Source organism: Streptococcus sp. Marseille-Q7156, from assembly GCF_965119495.1.
On the sequence record NZ_CBCPLU010000001.1, the window covers coordinates 1,807,906 to 1,821,305 of the forward strand.

The following is a 13,400-nucleotide window of genomic DNA, read 5'->3' on the forward strand; positions in this document are numbered from 1 at the left end:
CTACTTCCTATCTACATTTTTCTTTACTTTTTTGGCATGTACTTGCAATTCTGTTAAGGCTAGGGGACTGGTCAAGCCTTCAAATCGAATACGAAGGGCATAGGTTTCCACCTTGTCAAATTCAAAACGAAGCTCTTCATCCTTGTCGCTTGACACTTTTCGGATGCCTGATACAGGTTGCCAATTCTCCTCTTGCTTGAGCAGGGAATCCTTATCCAAATGATTTGGAGTCCGAGGTAAGCTAGGCTCATTCCCTATGTAATAATCAATAAAGGTCGGCTCCACCGCCACATAGTCTTGATTTTCAACATAATACAAGGTCAGGTTATCCACAAATCGCGGTTTTAAAATCCCTGCATCTCCAAAAAGAATGCCCACGCTGGCTTTCTCTGACTTAGCAATCCAAGTATTGGCTGTCGATTTCTTCCGAGCAATGACCTTGTCATTGAGGTAAGAGGCTGGGTGATTCGGCTCTGAGTGGGAAGCAAAGACCAGAGGCAGGTTAGATCCTGTCCACTGATTGGAAATAACTTCCCCATCTACACTAGCATCTGTCACATGAATGGTGACTGTTGCTGACAACTCACAGCCCGCTACTTGCCCTGTGAGCACATATTTTCCTACCTGAGCATAGACTTGAGGATTGAGTTCATCCCAAGTCACCTTGGTCGTATCTCGTCTGCCATCTGATAAGACTAGCTTGACTCGGTCTGGTAAATGTGGGGCTTCCTTAACAAGCGTCCAAACCCTTTCAGGCTCAATAGCGCAAATTCCTTGGACACAAACCTGAGCAGAAGCCTTTAAATCCAGCCCTTCCAGCTGACCAGATACCGTAAATTCATGAAATTTTTCCAAATCTTCTTTAGGAATTTCCTCCCAGACAACCTTGACTCGTTTTGCACCGCCAAACTCATAGTCCACCAAAACTGAAGATGGAAGCTGTGGATAAGTTCCCTTATTTGTATACAAGCGAAGTGGTCGTACAGAAACTGCTTGCCCTAGTGAGGTATTTTCTGCCACCTGCAAATGAGTTTGATAGGCCTTCCCTTGATAAAAGGCGCGAATAGCCAAGTCCCCTGCAGACAAGCAATGAAGCACTCCCTGCTTGATAATGGCATGGGCACTGCCACTCATCTCCCAAATCACTTCACTATTCCCCACCTTGTTCACAGGGTTATCCACAGTTTGTGGATAAAGTCCAATAGCTGGGGAATCCCCTTCTTGTAATCCTGCCTGCTTGTCCACTCGAATCTCAAACAAGCGCTGATTTTTTACTGGTTGGGTAGCCAAAGCCTCTCCCACTAAGATATCAAAACTTGCTGGCTCTAGCCCTCTGGCACTGGCCTTTACTCTTACGTGACCTGCCTGATCTAAACTCTGAACCAAAAGGACACCTCTGCCATGAAAGGCTTTCCGCTTAAACCGACCATTTTTCTGAGCCTTGTAACGTTCACGACTGGCCTGCCTACCATTATCCACACCTACAATGCGAGCAGGGCCTTCAATTTCAAAATGAAGCTGATTGGAAGCAGTCGGCACCCAATTTCTATCTTTGTCCAATACATCAAAATAGAGATAGAGGAGGTCTTGCCCATCTGGCTCCAGTTTTGTTTTCTCGGCATGTAACCCGATTTTGGCTGGCTTACCTGCAGTCACCATCCTATCTTCTGCCACAATCTGACCTTGATAATCATAGGCTACAGCATGCAATTCTCCCGGTTGATAAGCCAAGCGCCATTCGAGATAGAGTTGATCAGAACCTTCTCCCTCTTGATATTTTCGACCGTCTGAAGTCCATTTTTCCTGAAAAGTCTTTCTGCCTTGGGATTTTCCATTAAGAAATAGCTCTACAGAACCAGCATTTGAATACACTCGAACAGGGATATCCCCATACTTATCCACAACTTGTTGATAACTCTTGTGGATTTCCCAATTCCAGTGGGGCAGGATATGAACCATGGGATACTGATCTAGGTCCACCCACTGACTTTGATAGAAATAATAGTCATTTTTAGGAATCCCTGCCGTATCCACAAGCCCAAAATAGGAACTCTTGACAGGTGTGTCATTTTGGTTGTGCCAAGGAGTGGGCTCACCGATATAGTCCACTCCTGTCCAGATAAACTGACCCGCATAGTCTAGCCGATTTCTATCTGCTATCCAAGAAGCTGTCGCTGTCTTCCCCCAAGGAACCCGATCATTGCCATAGTCTGACTGTTCAAAATTCCTCACGCGGCGATTATCCCCAACCCATTCCTTATCTGGGCGAAAATAGCTGTCACGCGTTCGGGTAGCCGATGAGGTTTCAGACCCATAAAGTCGCCACTTGGGATGTCTTTTGCGAATCGCGTCAATATTATCTTCTGAGTAATTCAAGCCCACCACATCCAGCAAATTGGCTATCTTTTCATGACCTCCAGACCCATCTCCAAAGCGGAATTGATCCATTCCCATGGTCACAAAACGACTATCATCCACTTCCTTGACCCTTCCTAGCAAGCGTTTGATCGTCTTCAATGAATGAGCATCGCCATTTGCTTCACTAACTTCATTTCCTAAGGACCACATAAAAATCGCTGGATTGTTCTTGCCACGCTCAATCATGGTGCGCAAATCATAATCTGACCAAAAATCGCCTACCTTCGCTTCTGGATGAGTCGCTTCTTCCTCAAAAAAGCGACCATAGTCATATTCTTTCTTGCCTCCATACCAGGTATCAAAGGCTTCTTCTTGGATGAGTAAGCCCATTTTGGCAGCTAGAGCCAGCAAAATGCTACTAGCTGGATTATGGGTGATTCGAATCGCATTGACGCCCATTTCTTTCATCTGGCGCAAGCGTCTCTCAGCAGCTGACCTGTTTTCCACAGCTCCCAGCGCTCCATAGTCATGGTGGAGACAAACCCCATGAATCTTCAACCAGCGACCATTGAGAAAGAAGCCCTTATCCGCTTGCCAATCCATATAACGGTAACCAAAAGTCTCCTCTTCTTCATCAACCAAAATACCATTTTTGTAGAGGCGAGTCTTCAATTGGTAAAGGTGAGGGGATTCAATATCCCAAAGCAAAGGTTGAAAAATTGATATGGCTTGTTGGAAAGAATATTTGTCCCCAGACTCAATCACTAGAGAGTCTGTCGCCTGCCAGTCTGACAGCTGTTGTCCATCATACCAGATACTCTGTTCTAAATATACCGACACAGACTGAGGCCCATCATTTGAAACTTTACTTTCAAGCTGAGTTTCCACCCATCCATCTCTTTGCTCCTTGAGCTTGGGACTTTCTATCTTAATCCCATATAAATCCAGATGCACCAAATCTCTAATCAATAATTTTACTTCTCGGTAAACACCACTGCCCGAATACCAACGACTGCTAGGTTGCTTATTTTCCACAAAAACCGCAAGCTGGTTGGCCGTCCCATCATTTCTTAGATAAGGCGTGATATCATAAGAAAAGGGTGTGTAGCCATTGGGATAATAACCCAGCACTTGCCCGTTGATATAGACTTGGGCATTCATGTAAACCCCATCAAAGAGCAAATACACCGATACAAGACTGGCATCTTCTTCCAAGTAAAACTGCGTCCGGTACCAAGCCTGACCCCCATTTAACTGACCACCCTCATTTTGCGCTGGAGAATACTGGTCAAAATCATTATAAATACTCCAGTCGTGTGGCACTTGAATGGCCTGCCAATTTTCCCTCTGAAAATCCGGTGCTAAGGCTTCTTCTTTCCCCACCTCTTGACTAAAAAACCAGTGATTTCGTAAAACTTCTTCTCTTCTCATACAAGCATTCCTCTTTAAACGATTCGATTTACTTGACTATAGCACAAAACAAAAGCGCTTTCAAGATTTCCTCTATCACTCCCTAAATACTCAGAAAAGATTCTATAATTTGTGGAAAAGTCTGCAAATCACTCCATATTCAAGCAAACTGTCATTTTCAAGAAATAAGGTCAAACCTTACAAGAGCGCAAAAAACACCTCTCTGAATGTTCATTCCAGAGAGATGTCCCTTTTGTCTTAACTATTGTAAATCGACTGTCTAAAGTCATCTGAATCTTTGAGATAAGCTTTATAAATCGCTTTTTTCAGTTTTTGCACTGGTGTTTCGATAAAATCAAACTTTTTAGCCGTTGTGTTTCCTGCTTTTATTTGAGCAAGTTCTTCTTTAACAGCTTTATTCATAAGCTCTTGTAATTTTTCTTTACTATCAATCACTTCTTCTTTTCCGTTATAATTTATAGTAATTGGTTTTAACTTACCTAATTTATCAACACGCTCAGTTATTTGCTCTTTTTTGAAAGCTGCGTAAGATTTTCCCAAAATGTTATCGAAAATATATTTATCAGATAGCGGTTTACCTTCTTCTTCAGCTTGGTTTTTATATTGATTTGAAACATAAGGAACAAATCCTTCATAATAACCCAAAGCAGCCATCAATTCAAAGGCTTGTTTTCTAAAGGTGATGTCCCCACTCATACCAGTGTCATTTTGACTAACACCATAAATGGTATCAAACATATCCACTAAATAATATCCATTTGCTGCAATTTTACCTTTATCTGAAAAACCAGCAATGATATAACGATTGACCAGGATATGATTGTCAATCAAACTATCAATATCTGTCAATTTTTTGGCATCTTCTAAGGTCAGAGCTTGAATCTCCTCACTCTTATGAGTCGGTTTAACTGCTGTATTACGGTAATCTACCCAAGTTCTAGAACCTGTTGAAGGAATCGGCGTTATTTTTTTGAAATAACTCATCTTGTCTTCTGCAGATAAGTTTCTACTTGCCTCTGCTTCTAGGTAATCTAGAGTATAAAGAACATCAAAACTTCCCTTCATGTAAGATTGCAAATCTTCTGCTGTTTTAAATCGATCAGGTGTTTTATTGTAAAATCCATTCTTATCACTCTCATCATATACAAAATTGAGATTAAAATAAGTATCCTTTTCTGAATTATAGGAGTTTTCAAAAATACCACGCGCATAAAACTCTGCTCCTGTGCCATCTCGACGACCGTGATTATTAAACAAGACCGTTCTATCTAGTAAGTGCGTCATTTCATGAGAATAAGTCGCTGAACCTCTATCATCCAGAACCCTATCTATAAAGTAACGGACACCTAATCCATTGGCCTCAGCTCCCACCTTACTTACTGGAGAATAGTAATTCATAGGAGTCATAAATTGATCAACTCCTTTATCAGCTCCACTACCAGCAGCTGATGACCAAGTGCTATCAATCTGTGCATTCGGATTACTTGTATATTTCTTCATCGTATCAATAATCAAGCGATTTGTCAGTAACTTATCACGATTTTCTGGTTTTGTTATACGATAAAGAGTATCAACATAGTTGGCTTGTTGTACAGCCGCCTTTTCAATTAAAGACTTGACTCTAGCAAGCTCAGCCTGATACTTAGTTGGATTAGACTGGGCAAGAGAAGTATCTATATAGGAACCAATATTACCATAAGTAATCGTCGCCATATTACTAATCACGTAAACATTTGGTTCTTTCACATTCAAAAGTCCCAAAATAGCAGCCATATTAGCCTCTTGTTTACGAGGATCCTTTTCCCCAGCTGTCAACTTGCTATACAACCCGACATGCGCTGAAGGATTTTCCTTAGATGATTTTTCAACAATCATAGCTTGGCTAGATTTTTTAAGCCAAGTATCCGCATCATCTGACGTAAAGAGTTGGCGATTGCTGTCTAAAAATTCCTTCAAGCTAGCCTTACCTGTAATGGTAGATAAATACTTTGTAAATGTTTGAGGACTATTGGTCAATTTCATCTCTTCATAAGACATGGATCCTAATTTTTTCAAACTATCCAAGGCGGTCATTGTCTTATTGCCAAATGAGCTTGGATTAAAGGCCAGAATATCACGAATATTCGTGTCCCCAAATTGAATATTATAAAAACGATTGATATAAGACAGTCCCAACAAAATCTGCTCTTTGTATTGCTCAAGCTCTTGTTTGACCTTGCTGCGATTTTCAGGGGTATCTCCTATAATTCCCAATGTATGCGAGGCTATCTTTTTGAAACTTGACTCAGCTTGCGTCTTCATCTGATCAAAACTTTCTTGAATTGATAGTTTTTGAAGATACTCTGTACGCAACGTATCTTTGACTTCTTGGTCAGTGATATTTGGGTGTGTTTTTCTGAGCGCAATTCTCTTTGTTATAATATCTCGAGGATCATAGACAGGCTCCAACTGTTCTTTTAGTTTACTGTCATGTAAGAAGTCTACTGACCTCGCGCTTGTGGTCAGAGCAGACACATCCACAGCATCTTCTCTCTCACTATTAGCCGGAAGTAAGTGTGGTTTATCCTCCTGACTACCAACTAAAACAACTCTCGGTTTCATTGGTTTTGTTATTTGACTCGCTTCTTGAGGATTAACCAATTCACCAGTTTGTTCATTGATAGCGTAGGTTCTGGTAAGTGTATTCTCACCAACTTCTCCTTCAGATGCTACCTTTTCTATATTTTTAGCAAGTGAAGAATCCTCTCTTCGCTCCTCAGTAACAGCAATCGGTTGTATTACTTTTTCCACATTACCAACTTGAATCACTTTATCGACTGCTGGATTTACTTGTCTAGTAGTGTCAGATACCGTCACCTGACCTGTTGCCTTGTCTAGTTGATAAGTCGTCCTAGTTTCCACCGAACCATCATGCCCTGCAACCGCTACTTCCTGTCGTCTGAACTCCAAAGCAGGATTCACTTGGTAAATCGTTTTATGAGATAAGACAGTAGTTTCAACACTCGGTTTAGTTCCAACTTCTACAACTTGATCAACTTTATTAACTACTATTTTGACAGTTTTATTCTCAGAAATATTTCCACTTGCTTGATCTTTAGTATAAGTAGTAGTAACTTGTTCTTGTCCCTCAGCACCCGGAATCTTTACTCTTGTAACTCCGTGGTCTAGTGCCTCATTCTTTTCATAAACGATTTCATAAGGAACAGCTTTGGTCTCCACTTTGGTCTGAGGAAGTTGAGTGTCATCTTTATACTCTGGGAGAGCCTCCTGTATCTCAGGCTCGCCGGAAACGCCACCTTCATAAGAAGGAAGAGACGGCTCTACCGAAGGCTCACCGGAAACACCACCCTCATAAGATGGAAGGGACGGTTCCACCAAGGATGCACCGGAAACACCGCCTTCATAAGATGGAAGGGACGGTTCTACCAAAGGCTCACCAGAAACACCGCCTTCATAAGACGGAAGAGATGGCTCTACCGAAGGATCGCCGGAAACACCACCTCCATAAGATGGAAGGGACGGCTCTACCAAGGACTCACCGGAAACACCGCCCTCATAAGACGGAAGGGACGGCTCCACCAAGGATTCACCGGAAACACCGCCCTCATAAGACGGAAGGGACGGCTCCACCGAAGGATCGCCGGAAACACCACCTTCATAAGAGGGAAGGGACGGTTCCACCAAGGATTCGCCAGAAACACCACCTTCATAAGAGGGAAGGGACGGCTCCACCAAGGATTCACCGGAAACACCGCCTTCATAAGACGGAAGAGACGGCTCTACCGAAGGCTCACCGGAAACACCGCCTTCATAAGACGGAAGCGCTGGTTCTACCAAGGACTCACCGGAAACACCGCCTTCATAAGATGGAAGGGACGGTTCCACCAAGGATTCGCCGGAAACACCGCCCTCATAAGACGGAAGAGGTGGTTGGACTTCCGGGGCTAGGCTTATACTATTTTCTTGAGGTTCCTTCTCTTTTGCCCCGACCAAAATCACCTGAGCAACTGGTTCACGAAGCACTTCTCTCCCTACTTCATTTCGCGTAACAATACCATCGACAACCCTTACTTCTGTTAAGATTCGTTCTTGTCCCTTGGCACCTTCTATAGAAATTCTTTTTTCTCCCTTAGCCAGAGTTGGGTCAGACTGAAATTGAGTTTCAAACTCTATCTCCCCTATCCTAACTTCCAGTTCTGGCTTGTCTTCAATAACAGTTTTCATTCCTTCATCTGGTACTTTTTTAGACTCAATATTCATACTTTTTTCAGAAGTTGGATTTAAAACAGGCTCAACTGCGTAAGATGGTTGAGGAGATTGCACAAGATCTTTAGTCGAGCTAAAATGTGATGCAGTCTGTGGTACAATCTTCTTAGACTGAGATTCTGAACTTTCCTCCTTTTGAGATAATGCTGGCGACTCTACCTTATCAACAGAAAGTTCCTTGCTAGCACTATCTCTTACCAAATAATATTCCGTAAATTCATATCCTTGGACTGTTTCAGGACTTGGTAAAAACTGACCTTCTACTCTCTTAACAAGGGCTGGTTGCAATTCTACCAGATTTTCGAAAGCAGAGATGGATGCTCCCCAACCACCAACAGCAAAGACGCTCACAAGGAAGTAAGACGCTCCCTTTTTTCTCTTGATTAAAGTGAAGGAAAGCAATAATAATCCTGCTCCCAAGATAAACATCCCATCATTAGAAAACAGACCTGTTTCTGGTAATCTTGTAGCCAATTTTCGATAGACAAAATAGTATTCTTTTCCCTCTTTTAGCTCAATCTTATTTTCTTCAAACCATTGCAACTCAGATTTCAGCTTTTCAGGTAAATCCTGCTCATCCAAATAATGACTTGAAATTAATGTTGAAGTCGTTTCTGTAGCCTGTACGGATTGAGCCCCCATACCAGCAAAAAATAAACTCGTTCCTAGCAAGACCGAACAAGCTCCTATTGTATATTTTCTCAAAGAAAAACGCTGCTTTCTCTCAAATTGAAATTCTTTCATCCCATATCCTATCATTCATTATTACTGTATATTTAGTATATCAGAAATAGTTTGTATTCACAAATCTTTCTAGTTATTCTCTTATCATTCCAAATTAAGGGAGACAACATACAATAATTTTTATTTAATACTCTTCGAAAATCAAATTCAAACCACGTCAGCGTCGCCTTACCGTACTCAAGTACAGCCTGCGGCTAGCTTCCTAGTTTGCTCTTTGATTTTCATTGAGTATAAATGTATATCAATGTTCTTTGCTTTTCTTAACAAATGCAATGCAAAAAGAGCCTGTTGCCAAGCTCTTTGGTCTATTATTTCTTCTCAGCACGGAGGGCTGACAAGATTTGTGTACGGATATCATCTACACCATTTGGAGTATTTGGTAAAAAGATAGTTTGGTTTCCTTTAGAGGCAAAGGTATTCAAGGTATCCAAATACTGGTTGGTCAAGAGGATAGACATGATTTGTTCTTCTGTCATGCCAACATTTGCTTCCTTGAGTTCTGTGATAGACTCTGCCAATCCATCCACAATCGCCTTACGTTGTTGGGCAATCCCCACACCATGAAGGCGGTCTTTTTCTGCTTCGGCTTCAGCTGCAGTGACGATTTTAATCTTGTCAGCTTCCGCCAATTCTTGCGCTGCGACCCGCTTGCGTTGCGCCGCATTGATTTCATTCATGGATTGCTTAACTTCTGCATCTGGTTCGACCTTGGTAATCAAGGTTTTCACGATAATATAACCGTAAGTAGTCATTTCTTCTGCTACTTGGTGTTGAACTTCAAGGGCAATCTCATCTTTTTTCTCAAACAATTCATCCAAGGTTAATTTTGGAACAGAAGAGCGAAGAGCGTCTTCGATATAAGATTTAATCTGAGATTCTGGACGCATAAGTTTATAGTAGGCATCTGTCACGCTCTGTTCGTTGACACGGTACTGAGTCGCTACATTCATCATAACGAACACATTGTCCTTGGTCTTAGTCTCAACCACAATATCACTTTGCAACAAGCGCAACTGAATCCGCGCTGCAATCGAGTCAATCCCAAAAGGCAATCGAATATGAATACCGCTATTAGCAACCTTTTGGTATTTCCCAAAGCGTTCAATAATCGCCACCGACTGCTGACGAACCACATAAACTGTACTCAGTGTGACTATCACCAATAGAAGCACACAAACCACCACAAAAATCATCAAAAATGTTGCCATTATTGCGACCTCCATCATTATTTTTCCTGTATTATAGCACATTTAAAGAAGGTTGTGCAGTTTTTACTGCGATTTTTCCTGAAATGTCAATAATTAGAGGTGAAACTACATTTCAAGTTAGTAATCGCTTTTTTCATTACATTAACTTCTATAGAATCTACATCAATGGTCAGGGAATAACTTGCCTTAACTTTTCTCTCGTGCTATACTATTTATTGAAATGAATAAATAGGAGATATTTCATGAAAACAGCAAAAACTACTGTTACAATCCTTTCTGCACTTGCTTCTGTCGTCTTATTGGCTAGTTGTGCAACAAAGTCTACAGAAACACAGACAAGCAATAATAGCTCATCTGATAATCAGATTACATTGACATATGACCAACTACGGTCAAGAGAAAACACTATGTCAACCCTTTGGTATCAAAAATCAGCTGAAACTAAAGCTTTATACATACAGGGTTATAACGTTGCAACAAATCACCTAAAGGAATTGCTCAAAACAGAATCAGACAAACCTTACTCTATCGTTTTAGACTTGGATGAAACTGTCCTAGATAATAGCCCTTATCAAGTACAAAATGTTAAAGACGGTACAGCATTTACACCCGAAAATTGGGATATTTGGGTTCAAAAAGCTACAGCAAAAGCTGTCCCAGGTGCCAAGGATTTTCTTCAGTTTGCTGATCAAAACGGTGTCCAAATCTACTATATTTCTGACCGCTCAGCTAATCAAGTAGATGCTACCATTAAAAATCTTGAAAGTGAAGGAATTCCTGTTCAAGGACGTGATCATCTCATGTTCTTAGAAAGTGGTGTAAAATCCAAAGAAGGTCGTCGCCAAAAAGTTCAAGAAAAAACAAATCTTATCTTATTATTTGGTGATAACCTCGTAGACTTTGCAGATTTTTCTAAGACTTCTGAATCTGACCGTGATAAACAACTTGAAGAATTGCAAAAAGAATTCGGTGAAAAATTCATCATCTTCCCAAATCCAATGTACGGATCATGGGAATCAGCTGTATACGGTGGTAACAAACTAGATGCTAAAGGTCAAGTAGAAGAACGCCAAAAAGCCTTGCAAGGTTTTGATAAATAAAACAAATAAGCTGATTCTACATAAAATTAGGCTAACTTACAATCTTCAAAAAGTGGATAGGAAGGAATTCTGATAATCAGAAAACTTTCCTATCCACTTTTATAATTGATATAACATCAAACTTTTATACATCTGATACTATACGTTTTTTGATTTTAAAGACTTTTTGCCTATCCCCTATATTTCAAGCATTAAGCAAGGTTGATGATCTAAATTTAATGTGATATACTATTTTTGTCATCGGTTACCGATTACGTTCCTTACGGTTCGTGAGAGGAGGTGAAACTAATGAACCTTGCCCCAGAGCTCGTTCTTACTATTGTAGCGGACGTCATAGCAGGAATTATCTTGTATTTCGTCTGCAAATGGCTAGATGGTAAGAAGTAGACCGAATGACTAGCCTGTAAACACCCGTTAAATCGCTAAGATACGTCAAAAAATCCCTTAACTACTGGCATAGTTAAGGGATTTGGTGTTCTAATGAACCTTACCCATTAAATTTATTCTAACACACAAGCGCTAAGATTTCAAGAGTTTTATTTATTGTTTAAAGTTCTGAAAGATCTATAATGACGTTATACTCAATGAAAATCAAAGAGCAAACTAGGAAACTGGCTGCAAGTTGCTCAAAGCACTGCTTTGAGGCTGTAGATAGAACGGACGAAGTCAGTAACATATATACAGCAAGGCGACGCTGACGTAGTTTGAAGAGATTTTCGAAGAGTATTACCATCTAGTATCCAAAAACCGACTAGCTCCTATGAACTAGTCGGTTTCTCATCAATGCGCCAACATTTCTTGGGCAATTTCTTGGCCAGATAGATTATCTGGGTAGTAGGTTGGCCAGTTATCCATTTCTTCAAAGAGAGCTTCTTGGCTTGTGCCTCCAAAGAAAATATGGAAATGTTCTGCCTTAACTGGGGCGATATTGTGGTCGCTAAACTGAACATACTTGAACTGTCCAGCATCAGCATCTGTGGCTTCAAAAAGGAAGCGCACGCCACGATTGCCTTTCTTGTAAGTTAAGATTTTCTTACCAACATACTTGTAGGTGAATTTCTTACTTTGTCCACCTTGAACAAATTCCATAGTATTATCAGCAATGTTGATCTTAGTCACATCTGTCTGATAACCTTTTGTATAGTAGGCCTTGTACTCAGCCTGAGTCATCTTACCAGTCAACTTAGCCTTGTAGTCAAAGACTTGATCAAACGTGCCATCTTCAAGGAAAGGATAAACTGATTGCCAGTTACCTGCATAGTCACTCAAAGTGCGGTCCTTGACGTCTGCATCCTCGAAGTAACCATTTTGAACTGTCTTGGTATCCTCTGCTTTTTCAGGCTCAATTGCTGGGCCTTCTTGGTCGGTTGTTTGTTTCAAAGCCTTGAGGTTTTTCTCCATGATAGAGATATAATTTTCTCCATCCTTGGTGTCCTCTTCTGTCAGACTTTCTAAAGGATTAAGGACATCTGTTTTGACACCTGCTTCTTTTGAAAGTGTGTTAGCAAGGGCTTGTGAGGCATTTTCTTCAAAGTAGATATAGGCAATTTTATTTTTCTTGACATACTCTGTCAATTCTGCCAAACGAGCAGCTGATGGTTCTGCATCTGGAGAAAGGCCTGAGATTGCGACTTGTTTGAGTCCATAGTCCAAGGCGAGATAGTTAAAGGCTGCGTGCTGCGTTACAAAGCTCTTTTGTTTGGCTTGAGACAAGCCTTCTGCATAAGCCTTATCCAAGGCTTGCAATTTTTCGATATAGGCAGCTGCATTCTTCTCAAAGGTCTCTTTTTTATCAGGATAATCTGCTGACAAGCTATCACGGATGTGCTCTACAAGTTTAATAGCACGAACTGGTGATAACCAAACATGGGGATCGTACTCATGGTGATGGCCTTCTTCTCCATGGTCATGGTCTCCCTCTTCTTCCTCACCACCTGGCAAGAGCAACATATCGCCTGTCGCCTTGATGGTTTTCACCTTTTTCTTATCCAAAGTATCTAGCAATTTAGGTACCCATGTTTCCATGTTTTCATTTTCATAAACGAAGGTATCTGCGTCTTGGATTTTGGCAACTGCCTTGGCAGACGGTTCGTATTCATGGGGTTCTGTACCAGCACCGATGAGGAGTTCTACATTAGCAGTATCTCCTGCGACTTGCTTGGTAAATTCATAGACAGGGTAAAAGGTTGTCACGATATTGAGTTTGCCATCTACCTGTTTTTGATTGGAACAAGCAACTAAAAACAAGGCACATAGACTGGTTAGCAATAAGCTAATTTTTTTCACATTAGTC

General features: G+C 41.1%; 5 protein-coding genes. 1 reads left to right on the forward strand and 4 read right to left on the reverse strand.

All coding sequences use genetic code 11. The features are described 5' to 3' along the window. The 3 genes from ACWPV5_RS08385 to ACWPV5_RS08395 form a co-directional block, all read right to left on the reverse strand. Positions 1-3,789 carry a sugar-binding domain-containing protein gene (locus ACWPV5_RS08385; protein ID WP_454383345.1) on the reverse strand — a complete coding sequence of 1,263 codons (3,789 nt, stop codon included), beginning with the start codon at positions 3,787-3,789 and terminating at the stop codon, positions 1-3. Between the two features lie 237 nt (positions 3,790-4,026). Beyond that, positions 4,027-8,799 (reverse strand): ZmpA/ZmpB/ZmpC family metallo-endopeptidase, encoded by a 4,773-nt coding sequence (locus ACWPV5_RS08390; RefSeq protein WP_454383347.1) that lies wholly within the window; start codon positions 8,797-8,799, stop codon positions 4,027-4,029. A gap of 308 nt (positions 8,800-9,107) precedes the next feature. Continuing rightward, positions 9,108-9,992, reverse strand: coding sequence for an SPFH domain-containing protein (locus tag ACWPV5_RS08395; protein ID WP_004235732.1), 885 nt, complete (start codon positions 9,990-9,992; stop codon positions 9,108-9,110). Positions 9,993-10,249: 257 nt separating this feature from the next. On the opposite strand from ACWPV5_RS08395, the gene ACWPV5_RS08400 reads away from it, so the two are divergent. Further along, positions 10,250-11,107 carry a 5'-nucleotidase, lipoprotein e(P4) family gene (locus ACWPV5_RS08400; protein ID WP_173234296.1) on the forward strand — a complete coding sequence of 286 codons (858 nt, stop codon included), beginning with the start codon at positions 10,250-10,252 and terminating at the stop codon, positions 11,105-11,107. A gap of 780 nt (positions 11,108-11,887) precedes the next feature. Here ACWPV5_RS08400 and adcA read toward each other — a convergent pair. Continuing rightward, positions 11,888-13,393, reverse strand: coding sequence for a zinc ABC transporter substrate-binding lipoprotein AdcA (gene adcA, locus ACWPV5_RS08405; protein ID WP_261070760.1), 1,506 nt, complete (start codon positions 13,391-13,393; stop codon positions 11,888-11,890). Positions 13,394-13,400: the final 7 nt, after the last annotated feature.